This is a genomic window from Cupriavidus malaysiensis (assembly GCF_001854325.1).
Lineage (GTDB): Bacteria > Pseudomonadota > Gammaproteobacteria > Burkholderiales > Burkholderiaceae > Cupriavidus > Cupriavidus malaysiensis.
In genome coordinates, this window is sequence record NZ_CP017754.1 from 1,634,130 (window position 1) to 1,658,559 (window position 24,430).

General features: G+C 68.5%; 25 protein-coding genes. 14 read left to right on the forward strand and 11 right to left on the reverse strand.

All coding sequences use genetic code 11. The annotated features are described in order from the left end of the window. The first annotated feature begins 126 nt into the window (after positions 1–126). The 5 genes from BKK80_RS07085 to BKK80_RS07105 all read left to right on the forward strand — a co-directional run bounded on the left by BKK80_RS07085 (position 127) and on the right by BKK80_RS07105 (position 5,777). Positions 127–1,062, forward strand: a complete 936-nt coding sequence (locus BKK80_RS07085; protein WP_071011843.1) for a LysR substrate-binding domain-containing protein — start codon at positions 127–129, stop codon at positions 1,060–1,062. A gap of 113 nt (positions 1,063–1,175) precedes the next feature. Next, positions 1,176–1,787 (forward strand): DUF4126 domain-containing protein, encoded by a 612-nt coding sequence (locus tag BKK80_RS07090; RefSeq protein ID WP_071037261.1) that lies wholly within the window; start codon positions 1,176–1,178, stop codon positions 1,785–1,787. 141 nt (positions 1,788–1,928) lie between these two features. Then, the gene (locus tag BKK80_RS07095; RefSeq protein WP_071068781.1) at positions 1,929–4,532 is read left to right on the forward strand and encodes an ABC transporter permease; all 2,604 of its coding nucleotides are present in this window, start codon (positions 1,929–1,931) and stop codon (positions 4,530–4,532) included. A gap of 154 nt (positions 4,533–4,686) precedes the next feature. Then, a complete protein-coding gene (locus BKK80_RS07100) occupies positions 4,687–5,115 on the forward strand; it encodes a group II truncated hemoglobin (protein WP_071011851.1) in 429 nt (142 codons plus the stop codon). 53 nt (positions 5,116–5,168) lie between these two features. Continuing rightward, entirely contained in the window at positions 5,169–5,777 is a 609-nt protein-coding gene (locus tag BKK80_RS07105) for a DUF924 family protein (protein WP_071037260.1), read from the forward strand. Between the two features lie 37 nt (positions 5,778–5,814). Here BKK80_RS07105 and BKK80_RS07110 read toward each other — a convergent pair whose 3' ends face one another. From BKK80_RS07110 to BKK80_RS07155, 10 genes are all read right to left on the reverse strand, one after another. Further along, entirely contained in the window at positions 5,815–6,399 is a 585-nt protein-coding gene (locus BKK80_RS07110; RefSeq protein ID WP_071011855.1) for an LOG family protein, read from the reverse strand. After that, positions 6,396–7,094, reverse strand: coding sequence for a TetR/AcrR family transcriptional regulator (locus BKK80_RS07115; RefSeq protein ID WP_071011858.1), 699 nt, complete (start codon positions 7,092–7,094; stop codon positions 6,396–6,398). Before BKK80_RS07115 ends, BKK80_RS07110 begins: the two co-directional genes overlap by 4 nt. Before the next feature lie 108 nt (positions 7,095–7,202). After that, the gene (locus BKK80_RS07120) at positions 7,203–7,685 is read right to left on the reverse strand and encodes a diacylglycerol kinase (RefSeq protein ID WP_231907999.1); all 483 of its coding nucleotides are present in this window, start codon (positions 7,683–7,685) and stop codon (positions 7,203–7,205) included. Then, on the reverse strand, positions 7,609–8,733 hold the full coding sequence (locus tag BKK80_RS07125; RefSeq protein WP_071037259.1) for a glycosyltransferase family 4 protein: 1,125 nt from the start codon (positions 8,731–8,733) through the stop codon (positions 7,609–7,611). The genes BKK80_RS07120 and BKK80_RS07125 overlap by 77 nt, the downstream gene beginning before the upstream one ends. Before the next feature lie 101 nt (positions 8,734–8,834). Then, entirely contained in the window at positions 8,835–9,839 is a 1,005-nt protein-coding gene (locus BKK80_RS07130) for a UDP-2,3-diacylglucosamine diphosphatase (RefSeq protein ID WP_071016214.1), read from the reverse strand. A 142-nt stretch (positions 9,840–9,981) separates the two neighbouring features. Further along, positions 9,982–10,998, reverse strand: a complete 1,017-nt coding sequence (locus BKK80_RS07135) for an esterase/lipase family protein (protein ID WP_071068782.1) — start codon at positions 10,996–10,998, stop codon at positions 9,982–9,984. After that, positions 10,995–11,522, reverse strand: coding sequence for an RDD family protein (locus tag BKK80_RS07140; protein WP_071011862.1), 528 nt, complete (start codon positions 11,520–11,522; stop codon positions 10,995–10,997). Before BKK80_RS07140 ends, BKK80_RS07135 begins: the two co-directional genes overlap by 4 nt. A 130-nt stretch (positions 11,523–11,652) precedes the next feature. Beyond that, a complete protein-coding gene (locus tag BKK80_RS07145; RefSeq protein WP_071011864.1) occupies positions 11,653–12,423 on the reverse strand; it encodes a DUF3106 domain-containing protein in 771 nt (256 codons plus the stop codon). A 5-nt stretch (positions 12,424–12,428) separates the two neighbouring features. Next, positions 12,429–12,863, reverse strand: a complete 435-nt coding sequence (locus BKK80_RS07150; RefSeq protein WP_071011865.1) for a DUF3619 family protein — start codon at positions 12,861–12,863, stop codon at positions 12,429–12,431. Continuing rightward, entirely contained in the window at positions 12,860–13,426 is a 567-nt protein-coding gene (locus BKK80_RS07155; protein WP_071011867.1) for an RNA polymerase sigma factor, read from the reverse strand. The genes BKK80_RS07150 and BKK80_RS07155 overlap by 4 nt, the downstream gene beginning before the upstream one ends. A gap of 372 nt (positions 13,427–13,798) precedes the next feature. On the opposite strand from BKK80_RS07155, the gene BKK80_RS07160 reads away from it, so the two are divergent. The 7 genes from BKK80_RS07160 to BKK80_RS07190 all read left to right on the forward strand — a co-directional run bounded on the left by BKK80_RS07160 (position 13,799) and on the right by BKK80_RS07190 (position 21,552). Next, entirely contained in the window at positions 13,799–15,562 is a 1,764-nt protein-coding gene (locus BKK80_RS07160) for an acetolactate synthase 3 catalytic subunit (RefSeq protein WP_071011868.1), read from the forward strand. Beyond that, positions 15,562–16,053: an acetolactate synthase small subunit gene (gene ilvN, locus BKK80_RS07165; RefSeq protein WP_071011870.1), complete on the forward strand. Its 492-nt coding sequence runs from the start codon at positions 15,562–15,564 to the stop codon at positions 16,051–16,053. Before BKK80_RS07160 ends, ilvN begins: the two co-directional genes overlap by 1 nt. Before the next feature lie 106 nt (positions 16,054–16,159). After that, on the forward strand, positions 16,160–17,176 hold the full coding sequence (gene ilvC, locus BKK80_RS07170; protein ID WP_071011872.1) for a ketol-acid reductoisomerase: 1,017 nt from the start codon (positions 16,160–16,162) through the stop codon (positions 17,174–17,176). A 156-nt stretch (positions 17,177–17,332) separates the two neighbouring features. Then, a complete protein-coding gene (locus BKK80_RS07175) occupies positions 17,333–17,995 on the forward strand; it encodes a phosphatidylserine decarboxylase (protein ID WP_071011873.1) in 663 nt (220 codons plus the stop codon). Between the two features lie 27 nt (positions 17,996–18,022). Next, the gene (gene pssA / locus BKK80_RS07180) at positions 18,023–18,931 is read left to right on the forward strand and encodes a CDP-diacylglycerol--serine O-phosphatidyltransferase (RefSeq protein ID WP_071011875.1); all 909 of its coding nucleotides are present in this window, start codon (positions 18,023–18,025) and stop codon (positions 18,929–18,931) included. A gap of 233 nt (positions 18,932–19,164) precedes the next feature. Then, positions 19,165–19,668: a peptidoglycan-binding protein LysM gene (gene lysM, locus BKK80_RS07185; protein ID WP_071011876.1), complete on the forward strand. Its 504-nt coding sequence runs from the start codon at positions 19,165–19,167 to the stop codon at positions 19,666–19,668. A 342-nt stretch (positions 19,669–20,010) separates the two neighbouring features. Continuing rightward, positions 20,011–21,552 carry a 2-isopropylmalate synthase gene (locus BKK80_RS07190; RefSeq protein WP_071011878.1) on the forward strand — a complete coding sequence of 514 codons (1,542 nt, stop codon included), beginning with the start codon at positions 20,011–20,013 and terminating at the stop codon, positions 21,550–21,552. 109 nt (positions 21,553–21,661) lie between these two features. Here the strand turns inward: BKK80_RS07190 and BKK80_RS07195 are convergent, their stop codons facing one another. Continuing rightward, complete coding sequence (locus BKK80_RS07195; RefSeq protein WP_071011880.1) at positions 21,662–22,186, reverse strand: hypothetical protein; 525 nt, start codon at positions 22,184–22,186, stop codon at positions 21,662–21,664. Positions 22,187–22,514: 328 nt separating this feature from the next. Between BKK80_RS07195 and BKK80_RS07200 the strand changes: the two genes are divergently transcribed. Together BKK80_RS07200 and rpsO are read left to right on the forward strand one after the other, a co-directional pair. Then, positions 22,515–23,762 (forward strand): branched-chain amino acid ABC transporter substrate-binding protein, encoded by a 1,248-nt coding sequence (locus tag BKK80_RS07200; RefSeq protein ID WP_071016216.1) that lies wholly within the window; start codon positions 22,515–22,517, stop codon positions 23,760–23,762. 165 nt (positions 23,763–23,927) lie between these two features. Further along, the gene (rpsO, locus tag BKK80_RS07205; protein ID WP_071011883.1) at positions 23,928–24,197 is read left to right on the forward strand and encodes a 30S ribosomal protein S15; all 270 of its coding nucleotides are present in this window, start codon (positions 23,928–23,930) and stop codon (positions 24,195–24,197) included. Positions 24,198–24,430 lie beyond the last annotated feature (233 nt).

The following is a 24,430-nucleotide window of genomic DNA, read 5'->3' on the forward strand; positions in this document are numbered from 1 at the left end:
GGAGAGCGGGCGGCCAGGGTGCGCGCGGATTGACCTGCCGCCGGGTGCCTCGCTTACACTATGCGCCGTTCCCATCCTCCTCGCCACCACCGCCGCCGGCCCGGCCGGCCCCGCGGCGACCGCCCCATGCACGGACGCGACCATCTCGATACCTACCTGCTGCGGGTGCTGCATACCCTGCTCACCGAGCAGAGCGTGACCCGCACGGCCGTGCGCCTGGGCCAGTCGCAGCCGGCCATCAGCAATACGCTCAAGCGTCTGCGCGAAATCACCGGCGATGCCATCCTGGTGCGGGGCAAGAGCGGCATGGTACCGACCGAGCGCGGCCGCGAGCTGCTGCTGCTGGCCGAGCAGAGCCTGGCGGCGATGGACCGCATCGCGCGCCCGCCGCAGCAGTTCGACCCGGCCACCACCACGCGCACCTTCCACCTCGGCGCGCCGGACTACCTGGACGCCTTCTTCCTGCCCAATATCGTCGAGCGGGTGCGCCGGCTGGCGCCCGGCGCCAAGCTGTTCGTGCATCCGATGACCGCCGGCAGCGACTTCCTGGAGGACCTGGAGCAGGGCCAGCTCGACATCGTGGTCGGCAACTGGCTGTCGCCGCCCGAGCACCTGCACATCTCGCCGCTGTTCGAGGACGAGGTGGTCTGCATGCTGGGCGCCCAGCATCCGCTGGCGCGCAAGGGCCTGACGCTGAAGCACTACCTGGAGATGCCGCACCTGGCGCCGGCGCCCTATGCCTCGATGCAGCGCAGCATGATCGACCAGGCGCTGGCCGAGCAAGGCTACAAGCGCAATATCCAGGTCACGCTGCCGTATTTCGGCCTGGTGCCCTACGTGCTGATGAAGACCGACATGGTCTTCACCACGGGCCGACAGTTCGCCGCCCACTACGCCCAGTACCTGCCGATCCGCATGGTGCCCTCGCCGGTGGTCTTCCCGCGCATGCGCTTCTACCAGCTCTGGCACGAGCGCTGCCACGCCGCGCCCGATGTGCTGTGGCTGCGCCGCATGATCGCCGAGGTGGCGGCCGACCTGCCGCAGGTGGCGGACGCCGCCTGAACCGGCGTTCTCTGCACAATGGCGGTGCCGCGCCGCCCGTGCCGGGTGCCTGCGCGATCCGGATTACACTGCATCCAGCGGCAATCCTGCCGCAGCCGATCACAAGGAGCGCCATGCTGGAAACGGCCGCGCTGGCAGCCGGGTTGTCCTGGACCAGCGGCTTCCGCCTCTACCTGGCCGTGTTCACCGCCGGCCTGCTGGCCCGCCTGGGCTGGCTGCACCTGCCCCCCGGACTGCAGCCGCTGACGTCCTGGTGGGTGCTCGGCCTGGCCGCCGTACTGGCGCTGGCGGAGTTCCTGGCGGACAAGATGCCGGGCTTCGACTCGGTCTGGGACGGCATCCAGACCTTCGTGCGCATTCCCGCCGGCGCCATCCTGGCGGCGGCCGCCTTCGGCCAGCTCGATCCGCAGTGGGTGGTGGCCGCCGGCCTGGCCGGCGGCACGCTGGCGGGCACCGCCCACGCAGTCAAGGCGGGCACGCGCGCCTTGATCAATGTCTCGCCCGAGCCGTTTTCCAACTGGGTCGCTTCCTTCAGCGAGGACCTCGGCGCCACCGCCGGCCTGCTGCTGTCGTTCTTCCTGCCGCTGCTGTTCCTGGTGCTGCTGCTGGTCTTCCTGGGGCTGGCCGCCTGGCTGCTGCCACGCCTGTGGCGCGGTGTACGCCGCCTGCACGGTGCCCTCGGACGGGCCGCGGCGCGGACGCGGCAGCCGGCCGGGCGCGAGTAGCGGGTATCGTGATGGCGATCGCCTTGTCGTGCCACGGCGCGGATCCTGCCGCCGGCAAGACGGCCCAGCCCGGCATCCACTGCGGCATCCACCCTTGAACCGGCCTTGACCCGAGGCCATGCCTTTTCCCGACCGACGACGATGACCCAGCCGCCAAGCCAGCCATTCCCGCCGCCGACCGCTCCCGCCAGCCCCGGTGCGCCAGCCGCTGCCGCACGCTTTTCCGCCTGGCGCCAGGCCTTGCGCATGGCCCGGCGCGACTGGCTGGCCGGCGAACTGAACCTGCTGCTGTTTGCGCTGGTGCTGGCCGTGGCCGCGCTCAGCAGCGTCGGCTTCCTGGCCGACCGCATGCGGCTGGGGCTGGAGCGCGATGCGCGCCAGATGATCGGCGCCGACGTGCTGCTGGTGGCCGACCAGCCGTTTCCCGCCGGCTTCGCCGACCACGCCCGGCAGGCCGGGCTGGCGGTGGCCCAGACCGTGACCTTCCCCAGCATGGCCACGGCCCGCGGCGCGGCGGCGGGCGACGCGCCGAGCCGGCTGGCCGCGCTCAAGGCCGTCAGTCCGGCCTATCCGCTGCGGGGGCGGCTCAAGACGAGCGCCGCGCCGGGCGGCCCCGAGACGGTTGCCGAAGGCATTCCCGAGCCCGGCACGGTGTGGGTCGATGAAGCCCTGCTCGATGCGCTGGGGCTGCGCATGGGCGATACCGTCCAGCTCGGCAGCCGTGGCTTCCGTGTCGCGCGCATCCTCACCCAGGAGCTGGACCGCGGTGCCGGCTTCATGAACTTCGCGCCGCGCGTGATGCTGGCGCTGTCGGACCTGGACAGCACCGGCCTGGTCGGCTGGGGCAGCCGCGTCAGCTACCGGCTGCTGGTGGCGGGTGCCGATCCCGCCGCCGCTGCCTTCCAGCGCTGGGCCCAGCAGGAGATCGCGCGGCTCGGCCTGCGCAATATGCGGGTCGAGTCGCTGGAGACCGGCCAGCCGCAGATGCGCGCCACGCTCGACCGCGCCGAGCGTTTCCTGTCGCTGGTGGCGGTGCTGTCGGCGATGATCGCCGCGGTGGCGATCGCCATGTCGGCGCGCCGCTACGTGCAGCGTCACACCGATGCCTGCGCGGTCTACAAGTGCCTGGGGCTGTCGCGCGGGCAGATCCTGCGCGCCTTCGGGCTGGAATTTGTGCTGCTGGGCCTGGCCGGCGCTGCCGTCGGGGTGGCGCTGGGCTATCTGGCGCACTATGGCCTGCTGCTGTCGCTGGGCGGCCTGCTGACCGTGACCTTGCCGCCGCCGTCGCCGCGCCCGGCCGCGCTCGGCCTGCTGTCGGGCCTGGTCCTGCTGAGCGGTTTCGCCTTGCCGCCGTTGCTGTCGCTGACGCGCGTATCGCCGTTGCGCGTGCTGCGGCGCGACCTCGGCCTGCCGCCGGTATCGGCCTGGCTGGCCTACGGCTTCGGGCTGGCCGCCTTCGGCCTGCTGCTGCTGGCCGCCGCGCGCGACCTCAAGCTCGGCCTGCTGACGGCAGGCGGCTTCCTCGCGGCAGGCCTGTTGTTCGGCCTGTTGTCGCTGGCGGTGCTGGGCGCGCTGGCGCGGCTGCTGCGCGGGCGCCTGGGCAGCGGCGTGGCCGGGGTCGGCTGGCGTTTCGCGCTGGCGGTGCTGGAGCGGCGGCGCGGCGTCACTGTGCTGCAGACGGTGGCCCTGGCGGTGGGCCTGATGGCGCTGCTGCTGCTCGGCATGACGCGCAGCGACCTGATCGCCTCGTGGCGCGGTGCCACGCCGGCCGACGCGCCCAACCGCTTCGTCATCAACATCCAGCCCGACCAGCGCGACGCCCTGCGCGCCCGGCTCGCCGGCGCTGGTATCCAGGACCTGCTGTATCCGATGGTGCGCGGGCGCCTCACCCATATCGACGGTCGCGCGGTGACGGGAGCCGACTATCCGGCCGAGCGGGCGCGCAACCTGGTCGAGCGGGAATTCAACCTGTCCTACATGGACACCCTGCCCGAGGGCAACCGCGTGGTTGCCGGCAGCTGGCCGCGCGGGCAGCTGGCCGGGGCCTCGGTGGAAGAGGGCATCGCCCGCACCCTCGGCATCCGCCTGGGCGACACGCTGCGCTTCGATGTGGCGGGCCAGCCGGTGGAGGCCAGGGTGACATCGCTGCGCAAGCTCGACTGGAGTTCGATGCGCGTCAATTTCTTCGTGATCCTGCCACCGGCCATGATGCACGGCATGCCGGAGACCTACATCACGGCCTTCCACCTGCCGTCGACGCAGGCGCCGCTGGATAACCGGCTGGTGGCGGCTTTCCCCAACATCACCGTGGTCAACACCGAGCTGATCCTGCGCCAGGTGCAGCAGGTGCTGGACCAGGTCATCGCCGCGGTCGAGTTCCTGTTCGCCTTCACGCTGGCGGCCGGTGTGACGGTGCTGTATGCGGCGCTGTCCGGCACGCGCGACGAGCGCCGGCGCGACGCCGGCCTGCTCAAGGCGCTGGGGGCCTCGGCCGCGCTGGTGCGCCAGACCCAATACGCGGAGTTCCTGGTGGTGGGCGCGCTGGCCGGCCTGCTGGCCAGCCTGGGCGCGCTCGCGGTAGGCTGGGGGCTGGCCACGCAGGTGTTCGATTTTCCCTACCGCTTCAATCCGTGGATCGTGCCGGCCGGCGTGGTGGCGGGGGCGCTGTGTGCGTTGGCCGGCGGCTGGCTGGGCCTGCGCGAAGTGCTGCGCCAGCCGGCCCTGGCGACCTTGCGCGACGCCTGAGGCAGGCACGGTCGCCGCCGCCGGGGGCCGTCGCCATGAAACGGGGGACCCGGCCCGCCGCCGCGCGTGCGGCCGGATCCCCGTATTCCCCGTATCATGGCGGCTTTCGGCAGCCCTGTTCGGCCGCCCTGATCCAGCCAACACCCCTTACAGCATGACGAGTACGGAACACAACGACACCCCGGGCGACGGCGCAAAGCGCGAAACCAGCGCCTACGAACTGATCGGCGGCGAGGCGCGCGTGCGCGAACTGGTCGACCGCTTCTACGACCTGATGGACCTCGAGCCGGAGTTCGCCGGACTGCGCGCGCTGCATCCCGCCTCGCTGGACGGCTCGCGCGACAAGCTGTTCTGGTTCCTGTGCGGCTGGCTCGGCGGGCCCAACTACTTCATCGAGCGCTTCGGCCACCCGCGCCTGCGCGCGCGCCATCTGCCCTTCGAGATCGGCACCAGCGAGCGTGACCAGTGGATGCGCTGCATGGCGCTGGCGATGCAGGACACGGGCCTGCCGGAGCCGCTGCAGCTGCGCCTGATGGAGGCCCTGTTCCAGACCGCCGACTGGATGCGCAACGTGGCGCGCTGAGCGCGCCGGCGCCGCCTCCGTCCAATTTTTCGACTAGCAGGAGATCGCCAGGCATGACGGACAAGCTTCCCGCCGCCGCCCGCCGCGTGCTCGATTTCTGGTTCGGCACACCCGACTCTCCCGCCTGGGATACCTCGCGCCGCGAGTGGTTCGCCAAATCGGCCGCTTTCGACGACACCATCCGCCAGGCCTTCCTGGCCGAATGGGAGGCCGCCGCCGCGCCCGGTGGCGAGGCGCAGGACGCCGCCTGGGCACAGACGCCGGAAGGCACCTGCGCGCGCATCGTGCTGCTCGACCAGTTCCCGCGCAACCTGTTCCGCGGCGATGCGCGCAGCTTCGCCACCGATGCGCGCGCACTGGCGCTGGCGCGCCGGCTGGTGGCCGGCGGCGGCGACCTGCGCCTGCCGACCGGCTGGCACCGCATGTTCTGCTACCTGCCCTTCGAGCATGCGGAAGAACTCGCGGCCCAGGACGAATCGGTCAGGCTGACGCACCGGCTGCGCGACGAGAGTGGCGGCGCGGTCGACACCGTGGAGTGGGCCGACAAGCACCGCGCCATCATCGTGCGCTTCGGGCGTTTCCCGCACCGCAATGCGATCCTGGGGCGGGCCGGCACGGCCGAGGAAGCGGCCTTCCTGCGCGAGCCGGGCTCGTCCTTCTAGGCCATGGCTGCGCGGGGCAGGGCGGCGCCGGCGGCGCTCAGGCCTCGGCGCGCTTTTCCTGCCACTTGTCGACGGTCACACGCGGTGCCTGCTCCAGCTTGGCGAGCAGACCGGCCGGCGCGGTGTCGACGTGCAGCAGGTCGGCATGGACCTGCTTGAGGAAGCCTTCCTGCACCGCATGCGAGAGGAAGCCCAGCATGCCGTCGTAGAAGCCCGCCACATTGAGCAGGCCGATGGGTTTGGCGTGGTAGCCGAGCTGCTGCCAGGTGACGGTCTCGAACAATTCTTCGTAGGTGCCCACGCCGCCGGGCATGGCGATGAAGGCGTCGGCGCGGTCGGCCATCATCTGCTTGCGCTCGTGCATATTGCGCACCACGTGCAGCTCGCTCAGCCCGCGGTGGCCGACCTCCTTGTCCATCAGCGCCTGCGGGATGATGCCGATGGCGGTGCCGCCATGGGCCAGCACGGCGTCGGCGATGATGCCCATCAGGCCGACCTTGCCGCCGCCGTAGACCAGCGCCAGGCCGCGCTCGGCCAGCGCCTGGCCGAGCGCACGCGCCTGTTCGGCGTATTCGGGACGGTGGCCGGGGCTGGAGCCGCAATACACGCAGACGGATTTCACTTCGATTCCTTGATGGTCTGGGCGGCCTTGACGGCCGCGTAATCGCGCGCTAGCTGGTCGAAGGCGGCACGCGCCTTGCCGCGCAGGTAGGGCGCGAGGATGGAGAAGATGTGGTAGCTGGAGCCGTGCAGGTAGCCGCGGATCCGTTCCGGGTCGTTGTACTGGCGCGGGTGCTGCACGAACTGGAACGACAGCCAGTAGGTGGCGACCACGACGATATTGGTGCAGATGGCTTCGACCTGCTCGGGCGTGGCCACCATCTCGCCGTCCTCGATGAACTGCCGGCAGATGGCCTGGGCGAAGCGGTTCTTCTGCTCGACGATGCGCTTGAAGTTGGTCTCCAGCATCCGGTTGCGCGCCAGCAGGTCGTTGATGTCGCGATAGAGGAAGCGGTAGTTCCACAGGAACTCGGACATGTACTGGAGGTAGCCCCAGCTTTCGTCGAGCGTGGCCTTGTGGTCGTCGGGCAGCTTCAGGCGGCGCTCCATCTCCTGCTCGAACTGCACGAAGATGGAGTTGATGATGTCGTCCTTGTTGCGGAAGTGATAGTAGAGGTTGCCGGGACTGATCTCCATCGCCTCCGCGATCGTGGTGGTGGTCACGTTCGGCTCGCCCAGTTCATTGAACAGGCGCAGCGAGACGTCGAGGATGCGGTCCCTCGTGCGGCGGGGGCCGGTTTGCGGTTTGGATTCCATGGGCTGCCGTTGGATCGGGGCGTGGGACAGCGATTATAAGCAAACACCGCCCGTTCCCTGGCTTTCCGGGCTCCCCGCTACCGCGCCGCCCGCCGCCATGCGCCGAAGTCAGGACGCCTGCAGCCAGCGTGCCACCAGCGGCTCGAGGATCGCGATCCAGGTTCCGCCGCACAGGATCAGCGCCAGCATGACCGCCGCGCTGCCGTAGTCCTTGGCGCGCTTGGACAGGCTGTTGCGCTCCAGCGAGATGCGGTCGACCGCGGCTTCGACACTGGAGTTGAGCAATTCCACGATCAGCACCAGCAGCAGCGTGCCCAGCAGCAGGATGCGCTCGACCACGCTGACCGGCGCCAGCAGCGCGCACGGCGTCAGGATGGCCACCAGCGTCAGTTCCTGGCGGAAGGCGCTTTCCTCCAGCACGGCATAGCGCAGGCCGGACAGGGAGTTGACGGCGGCGCGCCAGGCGCGCGCCAGGCCGCGGTTGCCCTTGTACGGGTTGTGCTCGATGGTGTACTCAGTGCTCGCTTCGGCCGGCGTTGGCACCGGAGCCGGTTTCGCCTTGGAGGGAAGCGGTGCGGATTGCGGCTGCATTTTCGACATGGTCTTGCGGTTGGCGTGAGGCCGTGGCGCCGCCGTGGGCGGCGGCCAGCGGCCGCAGATGAGACAGGAACTGCTCGGTAGCGGCGCGCCACGAGAACAGCTCGGCATGAGCGCGGGCGGTGGCGCGATCGATGCGCAGCGCTTCCAGGCAGGCTTCGCGCAGGTCTTCGTGCATCACGCCGGCCCGGCTCTCGCCCAGCACGTCGATGGGGCCGGTGACCGGGTAGGCTGCCACCGGCAGGCCGCTGGCCAGCGCTTCCAGCAGCACCAGGCCGAAGGTATCCGTGCGGCTCGGAAAGACGAAGACATCGGCCGAAGCATACACCTTGGCCAGCTCGGGCTGGCTCAGCACGCCCAGATAGTTGGCACCCGGATAACGCGCGCGCAGCGAGGCCAGGGCCGGGCCGTCGCCGACCACCCACTTCGAGCCCGGCAGGTCCAGCGCGAGGAAGGCCTCGACGTTCTTCTCGACGGCGACGCGGCCGACGTAGAGGAAGATCGGATGCGCCGTGTTCAACACGTTGGCGCGCTGGGCGGTGAACACGTCCAGGTCCACTCCGCGCGACCACAGCACGGCGTGGCCGATGCCGTAGCGGCGCAGGTCGTCGAGCACTACCGGGGTCGGCGCCATCACAGCCCGGGCCGGCCCGTGGAACCAGCTCAGGAAGCGGTAGGTCCAGGCCAGCGGGATGCCGAAGCGCGCTTGCACGTACTCCGGGAAGCGCGTGTGGTAGGCCGTGGTGAAGGGCACCTTGCTGCGCAGCGCATGCCGGCGCGCTGCCATGCCGAGCGGACCTTCGGTGGCGATATGCAGCGCGTCCGGCGCGAAGGCGCGGATGCGTTCGGCGACCGCGCGGCCGGGCAGCAGCGACAGGCGGATTTCGGGATAGGTAGGGCACGGCACGGTACGGAACTCGAGCGGCGTGAGCAGTTCCACCGTGTGCCCCATGGCCTCCAGCTCGCGGCGCGTCGACTTGAGCGTGCGCACCACGCCGTTGACCTGCGGTTCCCAGGCGTCGGTGACGATCAGGATCTTCATGCTGGCTCCTCGCGGCGCTGGCCGCTTGTGCATCGGTCCGCCTTGCTGCGCGGACATGGTTGGTCTGGGGAGGCGGCGCGCCGGCGGGCGCCGCGCGGGATTCAGGCGGGCAGGGCGGCGCGGCGTCGGCGCGCGCGCGGCGGCGCCGGCGGGTCGAGCAAGGTGGTCCAGTAGACGATCTTCAACTCGCCTTCCATGGTCTCGACCAGTGCCGACAGGCTTTCGACCCAGTCGCCGTCGTTGCAATAGAGCTGGCCGTCGACCTCGCGGATCTCGGCCTTGTGGATATGGCCGCAGATGACGCCGTCGCAGCCGCGCCGGCGCGCTTCTTCGACCATCGCGTGCTCGAAGGAGTTGATGTAGTTGACGGCGTTCTTGACCTGGTGCTTCAGGTATTGCGACAACGACCAGTAGGGGAAGCCGAGGCGCGCGCGCACCCGGTTGAAATGGCGGTTCAAGGCCAGGATCACGGTGTACAGCGAGTCGCCCAGGTAGGCCAGCCAGCGTGCGTGCTGTACCACGCCGTCGAACAGGTCGCCGTGCACCACCCACAGGTGCCGGCCGGTGGCGGTCACGTGGACTGCATCCTCGCGCACCGTGATGTCGCCGAAGGCGAGGCCGTCGAACTGCCGCGCCATCTCATCGTGGTTGCCCGGCACGTAGATCACTTCGGTGCCCTTGCGCGCCTTGCGCAGCAGCTTCTGCACCACATCGTTGTGGCTTTGCGGCCAGTACCAGCCGCGCCGCAGTTGCCAGCCGTCGATGATGTCGCCGACCAGGTAGAGCCGCTCCGATTCGTTGTGCTTGAGGAAGTCGAGCAGGTAGTCGGCCTGGCAGCCCGCGGTGCCCAGGTGGACGTCCGAGACCCAGATGGCGCGGTAGCGCTGCACCGTGTGCGGGGCGGTTTGCCTGGCGTCGTGCTGATTGGCGTCGGAGAGGGCGGGGGTGGCGGCGGGGGCGGGACGGGCTGCCGGGGCATCGAGCCCGGAGGGCGGCATGAAGGCGGCCAGCGCGACTGGCAGGGGCGGGGTCCCGGCAGCACTGCCGCGCAGCTTGTGCGCGGCCCGGGCGAGACAGCCGCGGGCGAATCGGATTGCGTGAACCATGGCGGCACCGGTAAGGGCGATGGCTGCATTGAGCCAGTGCCCCATGACTGCGCCGTGACGAGAACATGAATGTCACATGAAGACCGGGGCGGCCGGGACCGGCCCGCAACCGCTCTCCCCAGGTCTCCCGGGAGGACTCCGATCAGGCCTTGCGCGGCGCGCGTGCCGACGGCGTGGCGCCGGCAGCATGCGGTGCGGCACTGGCGAAGGCATCGAGGGCGGCGAGCACGGCGTCGCGTGCGCGCGGATGGCGCAGCAGCGCCACGTGGCCGACGCCCGCCAGCGGCCAGTGGCGGGCGCCGGGCAGGCAACTGGTGCCGGCCGGGCCGGCGATGGAGTCATGCCAGCTGAACACGGAGGCGAGCAGGGCGCGCTCGGCCGGCCCTTCGGCGTCGGCCAGCGCACGCAACCAGGCGCTGTCGCAACGCATCTGGCGCGCACTGGCGCCGGCCCCCAGGCTGGCCAGTGCGCAGCCCTGGTGCGGCGAGCCCAGTGTGACCAGTCCGGCGCAGGGCGCGCCGCCTTCGGCGCGGCCGCGCACCAGCGCCGCCCGCGCGGCCAGCCCGCCCATGCTGTGGCACAGCAGCAGCGGTGCCTGGCCGGTGCGCGCATGGATGGCGCGCATGCGCGCCAGCACGGTGCCTGCATGGTTGTCGATGCTGTCGAACAGGGGCAGGAGGTCGATCGCCTCGCAGGCGTAGCCCGCCGCCGCCAGCGCCGGCTGCAGGTCGAGCCACACGGCATGATTGCAGGCGTAGCCATGCACCAGCAGCAGTGGCGGCCGCGCCGGCGCGCCGGCGTGCGGCGGGACGAAGGACAGGCTGGAGCGGAAGGGCTCGATCCAGTTGAACATGCGGAACACGGCGGTGCATTCGTACAGGTAGCAGGCCAGTGCCGCGGCCGCCCCGAGCGGGGCGATGGCGGCTGCCTGCGGCACGGCAGGGCGCCGCGTGGCGGGGACGCCCGCGCCAGACAGCGAGATGGCGAAGGCGCCGGCCACGACCAGCCCGAACACCAGTGCGGCCAGCAAGGCCGCCCCCAGCGCTGCCGCCGGCCAGCGCCAGCTGGCCCAGCGGGCCAGTGCCGCGGCGCAGGCCAGCCCCAGGCCGAACTGCCCGGCCAGGGCGAGCCGGCGCAGGGCGCTGGCCGAGAGCGTCATGCCCGCGGCGGCCGCAGGTCGACCAGCCGGGTGCCGGCCAGGCGATCGTGCAGGAAGCGGCGCTGCGGGTCGAGCCAGGCGAGCATCACCCACAGCAGCAGTCCAGCGGCCAGCACGGCCAGGAAGGGGCCCTTGACCAGCCCCAGCGCGTGGCCGACGGCGGCCGAGGGCGGCAGCCACAGCCAGGCGAGCAGATAGCGCCAGGCTGCCTGCGGCCAGCGCGGCGGTTTGCCCTGCGCGGTTTCCACGCGCATGCGCCAGGTCTGCATGGCCAGTGTCTGCCCGTTGCGCTGCCAGAACCAGACGAAGTACAGGCCCATCGCCAGGAAGCTCCATGCCTGCATGGCCAGCGCCGTATCCAGCCCCGATGCGCGCAGGCCGGGCCGGATCACCAGGTAGGCGGCGGTGGATGCGCTCAGCACGCCGAACAGCAGCACGCCCTCGTAGAGCATGCAGGCGAGGCGGCGGCGCAGGGACGGTGAGCGGCTGGCGGCGGGCGGTTCGGCGAAGGTGGCGGCAGTCATGGCGCGGGCGGACGTCGGGCACCGGCAGGCGCCCGCCCGCGGGGATCGCGGGCATCGCGGCATTATGCCAAAGGGCGCCGGCGGCGCGTGCGGCCGCAGGCAGAGGCCAGGCCTGCCGGGTGTTCCTGCTTCAGTTGCGGGGGGTCGCGTCGGCCGGGGTGGTGGCCGCGGTATCGGTGGCAGGCTCGGCCGGATCGGCGGCCTGCGGGGTCGGAGCCGAGGCCGGCGCGGGCGCGCTTTCGGCCACGGCGGCACTGGCCGCCGGCTTGGCCGTGGCCGCCGCCGCCGGGGTGGGGGCGGTCGGCGCGCTGGCCGGCACGGCCGGCCGCGCCAACGGCTTGCCGGTCTGCACGGGCAGGCGCCTGGCCGATGGCAGGGCGCTGACGGCTCCCGGGTGGTGCGGGGTTTCGGCGGCAGCGAGTTTCTTCTTCTGCTCTTCCGGCAGGTGCTGGTACTTGTCCCAGGCCTCGGCCTTCTTGGCCGCCGGCAGCGAGCGCGTGATCTGGTAATTCTCGCGTGCCAGGCGGCGCTGCTGCGGCGTCATCCGGATCCACTCGGTCATGCGCGCCTGCAGCCGGGACTGCTCGGCCGGCGAGAACTTCGGGTAGCGCTCGGCGATCTGCAGCCACTTGCGCCGGTGCAGCTCGCCCAGGCTCTCCCAGGCGGGTTGCAGCGGGGCCAGGATGCGCTGCTGGACCGGGGTCAGTTCGTCCCACTTGGGACGGGCCTGCGCAGCGCCGCGCGCGGGTGCCGGCACCGAGGCGGCCGCGGAAGCGGCCGGTGCGCTGCCTTGCGCGTGCGCGGAGGGCGGATTCAGCACCCAGGCGGCGGCTGCGACCAGTCCTGCGGACACGATCAGAACCAGCCGGCGACGAGGAGCGTCGGAGTGGGGGCGGATCATCGGGCTTATTGGCCGCGCTTGAGGAAAACGTGGAAGCCCTGGTCGGCGTAGGCGGCCGGGGGCAGTTCGTCCAGCAACATGGCGGCATCCACGTCCGCCAGTTCGTCGATGCGCTTCTGCTGTTGCCACTGGTAGATCGCCACCAGCCCGATGGCCAGCACGATCAGCGCCCACAGCAGCGCGAGCCGGCGCAGCCAGCTGCCGGCGCGGTGCAGCGGCGTATCGTCTTCTTCGAAGATGGGCCCGGCATCTGCGCCGGCCAGCGCCAGTCGCGGTACCTTGACCGTGACCTCTGCCTTCTTGTGCGCCAGCGCGATGCGGCGCGCGGCGGCCAGCCGCTCGCTCAGCGCGGGCGGCAACTCCTGCGCCGAGGCGTCGAGGGCCTGGCGCACTTCATGTACAAAGCGGCGTTCCTGGATTTCTCTGTCGTTTCTGCTCATAGTCGGACCCCCCGCGCTCGCAGGGCCTGCGCCAGTGTGTGCGTGGCACGGGAACAGTGCGTCTTGACGCTGCCTTCCGAACAGCCCATGACCGCGGCGGTCTCGGCGACGTCCATATCCTCCCAGTAACGCATCAGGAATGCCTCGCGTTGACGCGCAGGCAGCCGCTGGATCTCCTGTTCGATGATATGCATGGTCTGCGCCCGCTCCACCTTGTCGGCGCTGCTTTCGGCCGATTCGCTGCCGATTTCGGCCTCCAGTGTCTCGAGCAGGTCGTTGTCGTCGCCTTCCCGGTCGTCGCGCAGGTTGGAAAACAGCGTGACCCAGGTATTGCGCACCTTCTGGCGGCGGAACCAGTCGTGGATGGTGTTCTGCAGGATGCGCTGGAACAGCGGTGGCAGTTCCGCCGCACCCTTGTCGCCATATTTTTCGGCGAGCTTGATCATAGCGTCCTGGACGATGTCCAGGGCGGCTTCGTCGTCACGTACTGCAAACACGGCCTGCTTGAAGGCGCGCCGCTCGACGCTGGCGAGAAAATCAGAAAGTTCCTGTTCGGTTGCCATGCAGGCAGAAGCAGACGGTGGCTCGTGGTTGGCGCTATTGCGGCCTGGGATGTGCGGCCTGAGGCCTTCGGCACATCCAAAATTGGAGCGATGCTAGCAAAAAAACGGGCTCCCCGACACGTTGTCTCTTTTGTAATACAGGTGTGCTGCCGGTGTGGCGGCGCAGCCGGCGACACGCGGGTGCCGCGGAAAATACCGTGGACCGCGCTGATGCAATACAGTATCATCTCCCGTTCACACGACATCTGTGGTTGTCTCATCCGGCCGCTTATGAGGCGGTCTCCCATGCAGACGCGCACCGCTTGAACCCGTGCCACAAGCCCGGCAGAGAGCATCCAAACAATTTTTTGCCGAAAATTGCAAAGGACTGACATGAACATGCCCAGCGCGGAATTCTCCCACGCAGACAGCAATTCATCCGCCGCACCCGAAATGATCGGGGCGGAAATCCTCGTCCACGCACTGGCCGAAGAAGGCGTCGAGTACGTCTGGGGCTACCCCGGTGGGGCAGTGCTGTATATCTACGACGAGTTCTACAAGCAGAAGAAGATCGAGCACATCCTGGTGCGCCACGAGCAGGCAGCGGTCCATGCGGCCGACGGCTATGCGCGCGCCACCGGCAAGGTCGGCGTGGCCCTGGTGACCTCGGGTCCCGGCGTCACCAACGCGGTGACCGGCATCGCCACCGCCTACCTGGATTCGATCCCGATGGTCGTGATCACCGGCAACGTGCCGACCTCCGCCATCGGCCAGGACGCCTTCCAGGAGTGCGATACGGTCGGCATCACGCGGCCCATCGTCAAGCACAACTTCCTGGTCAAGGACGTGCGCGACCTCGCCGCCACCATCAAGAAGGCCTTCTACATCGCCGCGACCGGCCGTCCGGGCCCGGTGGTGGTCGACATCCCGAAGGACGTCTCGCGCAATGCCTGCCGCTACGAGTACCCGAAGGCGGTCGACATGCGCTCGTACAACCCGGTGAACAAGGGTCACTCGGGCCAGATCCGCAAGGCCCTGGCCCTGCTGCTGGGTGCCGAGCGTCCGTTCATCTATTCGGGCGGCGGCGTGGTGCTGGCCAATGCCAGCGACGAGCTGCGCCAGCTGGCCCAGCTCACCGGTTTCCCGGTCACCAACACGCTGATGGGCCTGGGCGCGTTCCCCGGCACCAGCAAGCAGTTCGTCGGCATGCTGGGCATGCACGGCACGTATGAAGCCAATATGGCCATGCAGAACTGCGACGTGCTGATCGCCATCGGCGCGCGCTTCGATGACCGCGTGATCGGCAACCCGGCGCACTTCACCTCGCAGGCGCGCAAGATCATCCACATCGATATCGATCCGTCCTCGATCTCCAAGCGGGTCAAGGTCGACATCCCCATCGTCGGCAACGTCAAGGACGTGCTGCAGGAGCTGATCTCGCAGCTGCAGGCGAGCGAGACCAAGCCGCGCCGCGAGCCGCTGGCCAAGTGGTGGGAGCAGATCGAGAAGTGGCGTTCGGTCGACTGCCTGAAGTATGACCGCGACTCCGAGATCATCAAGCCGCAGTACGTGGTCGAGAAGATCTGGGAACTGACCAAGGGCGACGCCTTCGTCTGCTCCGACGTGGGCCAGCACCAGATGTGGGCCGCGCAGTTCTACAAGTTCGACCAGCCGCGCCGCTGGATCAACTCCGGCGGCCTGGGCACGATGGGCGTGGGCCTGCCGTACGCGATGGGCATCAAGAAGGCCTTCCCCGAGAAGGAAGTGGTGACCATCACCGGCGAAGGCTCGATCCAGATGTGCATCCAGGAACTGTCGACCTGCCTGCAGTACGACACCCCGGTCAAGATCTGCGCGCTCAACAACCGCTATCTCGGCATGGTGCGCCAGTGGCAGGAGATCGAGTACGACAACCGCTACTCGCATTCCTACATGGACGCGCTGCCCGACTTCGTCAAGCTGGCGGAGGCCTACGGCCACGTCGGCATGCGTATCGAGAAGACCGCCGACGTGGAGCCCGCGTTGCGCGAGGCCTTCCGCCTGAAGGACCGTACCGTGTTCCTGGACTTCCAGACCGACCCGACCGAAAACGTCTGGCCGATGGTGCAGGCCGGCAAGGGCATCTCCGAAATGCTGCTCGGCGCGGAGGACCTGTGATGCGTCATATCATTTCGGTCCTGCTGGAAAACGAGGCCGGTGCGCTGTCGCGCGTGGTCGGCCTGTTCTCGGCCCGCGGCTACAACATCGAGACCCTGACCGTGGCGCCGACGGAAGACCAGTCGCTGTCGCGCATGACCATCGTCACCACCGGCTCGGACGACGTGATCGAACAGATCACCAAGCACCTGAACCGCCTCGTCGAGGTGGTCAAGGTGGTCGACCTGACCGAGGGCGCGCACATCGAGCGCGAACTGATGCTGGTCAAGGTGCGCGCGGTCGGCAAGGAGCGCGAGGAAATGAAGCGTACCGCCGACATCTTCCGCGGCCGCATCATCGATGTCACCGAGAAGACCTATACCATCGAGCTGACCGGCGACGGCGGCAAGCTGGATGCCTTCCTCGACGCCATCGACCGCACCGCCATCCTGGAAACGGTGCGTACCGGCGGTTCGGGCATCGGTCGCGGCGAACGCATCCTCAAGGTCTGAGCAGCACCACAGGCGCAGTATCCACGGCGGTGCGGACCCGCCGGGCCATGTGTCCCAGGGGCGCCGCCAATCCATACCAAGATAGACAGCAAGCGAAGGAACAATCATGAAAGTGTTTTACGACAAGGACGCCGACCTCTCCCTGATCAAGGGCAAGAACGTCACCATCATCGGCTACGGCTCGCAAGGCCACGCCCACGCGCTGAACCTGAAGGACTCGGGCGTCAACGTGACGGTCGGCCTGCGCAAGAATGGCGCCTCGTGGAACAAGGCGGTCAACGCCGGCCTGACGGTCAAGGAAGTGGCTGAAGCCGTGAAGGGCGCCGACGTGGTCATGATCCTGCTGCCGGACGAGCAGATCGCCGACGTGTACAAGAACGAAGTGCACGCCAACATCAAGGAAGGTGCAGCGCTGGCCTTCGCCCACGGCTTCAACGTGCACTACGGTGCGGTGATCCCGCGCGCCGACCTCGACGTGATCATGATCGCGCCGAAGGCTCCCGGCCACACCGTGCGCTCGACCTACTCGCAAGGCGGCGGCGTGCCCCACCTGATCGCCGTGCACCAGGACAAGTCCGGCGCCGCCCGTGACATCGCCCTGTCGTACGCCACCGCCAACGGCGGCGGCCGCGCCGGCATCATCGAGACCAACTTCCGCGAAGAGACCGAGACCGACCTGTTCGGCGAGCAGGCCGTGCTGTGCGGCGGTACCGTCGAGCTGATCAAGGCGGGCTTCGAGACCCTGGTGGAAGCAGGCTACGCGCCCGAGATGGCTTACTTCGAGTGCCTGCACGAGCTCAAGCTGATCGTCGACCTGATCTACGAAGGCGGCATCGCCAACATGAACTACTCGATCTCGAACAACGCCGAATACGGCGAGTACGTCACCGGCCCGCGCGTGGTGACGGAAGAGACGAAGAAGGCGATGAAGCAGTGCCTGACCGACATCCAGACCGGTGAATACGCCAAGAGCTTCATCCTCGAGAACAAGGCCGGCGCCCCGACCCTGATCTCGCGCCGCCGCCTGACGGCCGAGCACCAGATCGAAGAAGTGGGTGCGAAGCTGCGCGCGATGATGCCCTGGATCGCCAAGAACAAGCTGGTCGACCAGTCGAAGAACTAAGCTGGCGCGAGCCGGCAGGCCAGGCGGGGCAAGGCCCCGCAGGCCATGGCCGTCCCGTCTCCCGTCCATGCCCCCTGCTTTCGAGGGGCGATTCGGGCGGAGACGGGACGGCTTTTTGTTATCCTTGTCAGACTTTACTCAACGCACAAGTCCTGCATGAACTATCCTCATCCGCTGATCGCCCGTGAAGGCTGGCCGTTCCTGGCCGGCGCCTTTGTCATCTCGCTGCTGGTCAACGCCGGCGCGGGCTTCTGGTGGGCATTGCCGCTGTGGATCATCACGCTGTTCGTGCTGCAGTTCTTCCGCGATCCGCCGCGCCCGGTGCCGCAGCAGCCCAACGCGGTGCTGGCGCCGGCAGATGGCCGCATCGTCGCCGTGGAGAAGGTGCAGGACGGCTACGCCGGCCGCGAGGCGCTGAAGATCAGTGTGTTCATGAACGTCTTCAACGTTCATTCGAACCGCAGCAGCATCGATGGCACGGTCGAGAAAATCGAATACTTCCCCGGCAAGTTCGTCAATGCCGACCTCGACAAGGCTTCGAGCGAGAACGAGCGCAACGCGGTGGTGATCCGCCGCGCGGCCGACGGCCAGCTCGTCACGCTGGTGCAGGTGGCCGGCCTGGTGGCGCGCCGCATCCTGTGCTACACGAAGGTGGGCGAAACCCTCTCGCGCGGCCAGCGCTACGGCTTCATCCGCTTCGGCTCGCGCGTTGATGTCTACCTGCCGCTGAGCGCGCGTCCGCGCGTGACCATCGGCGAGAAGGTGTCGGCATCGTCGACCGTGCTGGCCGAGCTCGACGTCGCAGGCGGGCAGCAGTAAGCGGCCGCGGCGCACAGGAGAACCGGCATGGGTGCATTCAACCGGCGCAACAAGCGCGTCAGCAACGGCAACGTGACCCATCTGCGGCCGTTCCGCCACAACCAGCTGCGCGGCGACGCGGGCGGCTACGGCCCGCACAGCGACCGCGACGATGCGGACGAGCACGATGACGTGGTCTTCGTGCGGCCGCGCCACCGCGGCATCTACCTGCTGCCGAATGCCTTCACCACGGCGGCCCTGTTCGCAGGCTTCTTCGCCATCGTGCAGGCGATGAACATGCGCTTCGACGTGGCCGCCATCGCCATCTTCGCGGCCATGGTGCTCGACGGCATGGACGGCCGTGTGGCACGCATCACGCACACGCAGAGCGCCTTCGGTGAGCAGTACGATTCGTTGTCTGACATGACCTCGTTCGGCGTGGCGCCGGCACTGGTGATGTACGAGTGGATCCTGCATGACCTGGGCAAGTGGGGCTGGCTGGCAGCCTTCGTCTACTGTACCTGCGCGGCGCTGCGGCTGGCGCGCTTCAACGCGAATATCGGCGTGGTCGACAAGCGCTTCTTCCAGGGGCTGCCGAGCCCGGCGGCGGCGGCGCTGGTGGCCGGCTTCGTCTGGCTGGTGATCGACAACAAGCTGTCGGTGAAGGACCTGTGGATGCCGTGGGTGGCATTCGGCATCACGCTCTATGCAGGCCTGTCGATGGTGTCGAACGCGCCGTTCTACAGTGGCAAGGCGCTCGACGTGCGCTACCGCGTGCCGTTCGGCGTGATGGTGCTGGTGCTGGTGCTGTTCGTGGTGGTGTCCACCGATCCGCCGGTGGCCCTGTTCGGCCTGTTCGTGGTCTATGCGATCTCGGGCTATGTACTGTGGGCCTGGCGTGGGCTGCATGGTCAGCCGGGCGTGGCACGGGTGCGTGACAACGGCAAGGGTTCCTAGCCGGACTGGAGGAACAAGGGCGCTGCGGCGCCCTTGTCCGTTCTGCGGCGGCGTCCGGCCCGGCGTGCGGGTTCGGTATTGTCTGCGCCGTCCGTCTTTGCCTTTGTTTGCAGGCGGACGGCCGCGCATCGGTTACGCTGCGGCTTCGTTTTCCCGCCGCGGTCCTGCCCGTCGCGGCCTTGCCGGGGCGGGAGCTTCACCGTGTAGTGCACAAGCCCCATCAGGAGGTCATCATGAGCGTGCTGGACTTCATCAAGGAAGCAGGAGAGAAACTCTTCGGCGGAGCGGCGCAGGCCGCCCCCGCGCCGGACAGCGGGGCGGCCGATGCGGCCGCCAAGGCGGACGAGGCCAACCGTGCCGCCGGTGCCGCGATCGAGGACTACATCCGCAAGATGGGCCTGGACGCCACCGCCCTGAGCGTGCAGGTCGACGGCTCGCAGGGACTGGTGACGGTCTTCGGCGTGGCGCCGGACCAGGCCACGCGGGAGAAGATCATCCTGTGCTGCGGCAATGTGCAGGGCGTGGACAAGGTCGACGACAAGATGTCGGTCAATGTCGCGTCGGCCGAGTCGCAGTGGCACACGGTGGTCAAGGGCGACACGCTGTGGGCCATCTCGCAGGAGGCCTATGGCAACGGCGCCGAGTACAACCGCATCTTCGAGGCCAACCGGCCGATGCTGTCGAACCCGGACAAGATCTATCCGGGGCAGAAACTGCGCATCCCGCCCAAAGCGTGAGTTCCCCGGGCGCGCGGAAGGGGCGGGTGCCTCGGGATTTTCCCGGGGGGCCTCGGCAAGAATTCCGTATTGCGCGCGGCCGCCAAACCGGATATATTGCTCTGCATGATTTCGCGCCAAGCCCTCTCCACCCGCATCCTACTAGGTAGCCTACTAGGCCACCCGGTCGGGACGCGTGCGCGCTGAGGACGATAGAGGACGATCGAGCCCTCGCGCGAAGCCACACAGGATTCAAACGCCCCGGCTGCCTTGTTGCACGCCGGGGCGTTTTGCATTCAGCAGCCCGCACATCCCGGCAGCAGGCAGGCCGACACTGCACAAAACTGGCCCAGGAGCCCCACCATGTCTGACAAGCTCATCATTTTCGACACCACCTTGCGCGATGGCGAGCAATCGCCCGGCGCCTCGATGACGCGCGAGGAGAAGATCCGTATCGCCCGCCAGCTCGAGCGACTGAAGGTCGACGTGATCGAGGCCGGTTTCGCCGCCAGCTCGAATGGTGATTTCGAGGCCATCCGCGCCATTGCCCAGACCGTCAAGGATTCGACCATCTGCTCGCTGGCCCGCGCCAACGACAAGGACATCGCGCGTGCCGCCGAGGCGCTGAAGCCGGCCAATTCCTTCCGCATCCATACCTTCATCGCCACGTCGGCGCTGCACATGGAGAAGAAGCTGCGCATGACGCCCGACCAGGTCTACGAGCAGGCCCGCCTGGCGGTGCGCTTCGCGCGCCAGTTCACCGATGACATCGAGTTCTCGCCCGAGGACGGCAGCCGCTCGGACATGGACTTCCTGTGCCGCGTGCTGGAAGCGGTGATCGCCGAAGGCGCCACCACCATCAACCTGCCCGATACCGTTGGCTACGCGGTGCCGGAAGGCTATGCCGGCCTGATCCGCTCGGTGCGCGAGCGCATCCCCAATTCCGACAAGGCGATCTGGTCGGTGCATTGCCACAACGATCTCGGCATGGCCGTGGCCAACTCGCTGGCGGCGGTCAAGCTCGGCGGCGCGCGCCAGATCGAGTGCACCATCAACGGCCTGGGCGAGCGTGCCGGCAACACCAGCCTGGAAGAGGTGGTGATGGCGGTCAAGACCCGCCGCGACTATTTCGACCTCGACGTCGGTGTCGATACCACCCAGATCGTGCCGGCCTCCAAGCTGGTCTCGCAGATCACCGGCTTCGTGGTGCAGCCCAATAAGGCCGTGGTCGGCGCCAATGCCTTCGCGCATGCGTCCGGCATCCACCAGGACGGCGTGCTCAAGGCGCGCGACACCTACGAAATCATGCGCGCGGAGGACGTGGGCTGGAGCGCCAACAAGATCGTGCTGGGCAAGCTCTCCGGCCGCAACGCCTTCAAGCAGCGCCTGCAGGAACTGGGCATCGAGATGGAGAGCGAAGCCGAGATCAACGCCGCCTTCACCCGTTTCAAGGAACTGGCTGACCAGAAGGCCGAGATCTTCGACGAAGACATCGTCGCCATCGTCTCCGACGAGGCCACCGAGGCGTCCAACGAACACTACCGCTTCGTTTCGCTGTCGCAGCGTTCGGAGACCGGTGAGCGTCCGCATGCCCGCGTCGTCTTCAATATGGACGGACAGGAGCAGATCGGCGAGGCCGAGGGCAACGGCCCGGTCGATGCCACGCTGCACGCCATCGAGGGCAAGGTCGGCAGCGGCGCCGAACTGGTGTTGTACTCGGTCAACGCCATCACCACCGGCACGCAGGCCCAGGGCGAGGTCACGGTGCGCCTGTCGAAGGCCGGCCGTATCGTCAACGGCGTGGGCACCGATCCCGACATCGTTGCAGCTTCGGCCAAGGCCTATCTGGCCGCGCTGAACAAGCTGCACGACAAGGCCGTGCAGAAGATCAACCCGCAGATCTGATCCGGATCCGCGCTGGCGGTCGACGGCCGATCCGGCCCGAAGACCGGAACGACCCGCCTGCCTCCGACCCGGAGGCGGGCGGGTTTTTTCATGGCCGCGCGGGCTCGCCTCAGCGCCGGCGGTCGGCGTCGTAGAGCGGGTCGGGCGTGACCTGGGTCTGGCGCAGCACGCCGCTGTCGTCGAAGTAGAAGTTGAACATCGAAGGCCACTGGCCCTCGTGCTTGAAACGGTACGACCAGACTTCGCGCTTCATCAGCGGGAAGTACTGCACCGGCTCGCGCGACTTGCCGAAGTGCTCGAGCACGTCACGCTTGGTCCAGATGCCGACCTCGGCCTTGTACAGCTCGGCCGTCTGCAGCATCTGCCGGAAGGCGGTCAGCCGGCCCTGGCTGTCGAAGTCGGCGGCGTAGGCCTGCTGGCCGAGCGGCTGCTTGGAATAGATCCAGCGGCTGGTGCCGTCGCGCAGGGAGAAAATGTCGGTCGGTTGGCCGAAGGTGGCCTGGACCGTGGCCTGTGGTGCGCCGAGCAGCTTCTGGCCTTCCTGCTCGGGAGCCAGCACGGCGCAGGCCGAGAGCGCGGCGGCGGCCAGGACCAGCGCCGATTGCGCGACGATACGCGGAAAAGAGGAGGGCATGGTAATCCTTGGGTTCCTGCGGCACCGGGGCGCGAGGCATCCCGGCAGCAGGCCGATGCGGAAAGTGTAGCGGGCGCATGCCGGGCGTGTGAAGCCGGCGGCAACCCCGCCGGCTCAGGGCCGGCCCCGATTTCCCGCGTGATCTCCCCTCTATCTTCTATTTATTGCGCGGATCCTGCTCCCAATTGCCGCTTGCGATCCGCTGTGTGCCGGACTTGGCGTGGCCCGGCGCGCTCGCGTACCATGCTCGTTTTCTGGCGGGAGGGTGGGCGTGCAAGAGACGGCGGAGAAGGCGGAATCCGGTTGCGGCGCGGGTGTGGGTCGGCGCCTGCGGCCATGGCGCTGGCTGGCGGCGGGGCTGGTGTGCCTGGCGGCTGCGACGGCCGGCGCACAGGAGCCGATCCGGCTGGGCATGATCGACGGACTTTCCGGTCCCTTCGCCAATGCCGGCGAAATGGTGGCGCGCAACCTGCGCCTGGCCATCGAGCAGGTCAATGCGCGCGGCGGCGTCAAGACCGCCGAGGGCATGCGCCCGCTGGACCTGGTGACCTTCGACAGCAAGGGCAATGTCGACGAGAGCCTGATCCAGTTCCGCGCGCTGGTCGACAAGCGCATTCCCTTCGTACTGCAGGGCAACAGTTCGGCCGTGGCGGGCGCACTGGTGGCGGCGGTCAACCGCCACAATGCGCGCGAGCCGGGTGCGCGCGTGCTGTTCCTCAACTATTCCGCGGTCGATCCCGGGCTGACCAACGAGAACTGCAGCTTCTGGCACTTCCGTTTCGATGCCAGCGCCGATATGCGCATGCAGGCCCTGGCCGAGGCCATCCGCACCGACAAGTCGGTGCGCCGCGTCTACCTGATCAACCAGGACTACAGTTTCGGCCACCAGGTTTCGCAGTCGGCGGCCGCCATGCTGGCCGCCAAGCGACCGGACGTGAAGGTGGTGGGGGAGGAATTCCATCCCATCGGCAAGGTCAAGGATTTCGCGCCCTACATCGCCAAGATCAAGGCCAGCGGCGCCGATGCGGTGATCACCGGCAACTGGGGCAACGATCTCACGCTGATGGTCAAGGCGGCGCGCGAGGGCGGCCTCGGCGCCAGGTTCTACACCTTCTACGGCAACAGCCTCGGCGCGCCGGCAGCGATGGGCGATGCCGGCGTCGGCCAGGTGCTGGCGGTGGCCGAATGGCATCCCAATGTCGGCGGTGCCGCGTCGGACGCGTTCTACCGGGCCTTCCGCGCGCGCTACCCGGAGCCCAGGGACGACTACCTGCTGCTGCGCATGCAGGTGATGATCGAGATGCTGGCGCGCGCCATCGAGCAGGCCGGCTCGACCGACGCGGTCAAGGTGGCGCACGCGCTCGAAGGCATGCGCTATGTCAACGCCTTCCATGATGCCACCATGCGCGCGGCCGACCACCAGTTGCAGCAACCGCTCTACGTCTCGGTGATGGCGCGCCAGGGCGGCGAGGTGCGCTTCGACAACGAGGGCTCCGGCTATGGCTTCCGCACGGTGCGCAAGCTGACGGCGGCGCAGGCGATGCTGCCCACCACCTGCCGGATGGAGCGCTACTAGCCTGCCGGCGCGGCCGGCGTGTGCGCCGGCCGCGTTTTCCGCTATAATCGCCGCCTGTCGTTGCCAGGCCAGCCGGCCGGGCGCGGCAGATGCCTGACAAGACACAAGGCACGACGCATGCGGCGCATCCCGCGCTGTGGCGTTCGCAAGTGAAAGGAAATCAACATGGCAGTCGCCGATATCAACAAGTCCGAAGTCATCAAGCAGTTCGCGCGTGGCGCCAACGACACCGGCAGCCCCGAAGTCCAGGTTGCCCTGCTGACCACCCGCATCAACGAACTGACCCCGCACTTCAAGGCCAACATGAAGGATCACCACAGCCGCCGCGGCCTGCTGCGCATGGTGAGCCGTCGTCGTCGCCTGCTGGACTACCTGAAGTCCAGCGATGCGGACCGCTACCGCGCGCTGATCGAAAAGCTGGGCCTGCGCAAGTAAGGCACGGCCGGATGGCGGCACGGAAACTCGGACCGCACGCATTGGCGTGAAGCCGCGATGCCTGCGTCAGCAACGCTGATGCAGGCATTTTGTTTTTGTGGCCCGTCGCTTGCCGGGCGGCCATCCCGCGCGAGTGGATTTCCATTCACTCCACGTCGCCGCGCCGAACGGCCCGGCGCCCGTTGCACCAAGGCGCGCAACGGGGTAACGTAACCTGTTCTTTACCCAACGGA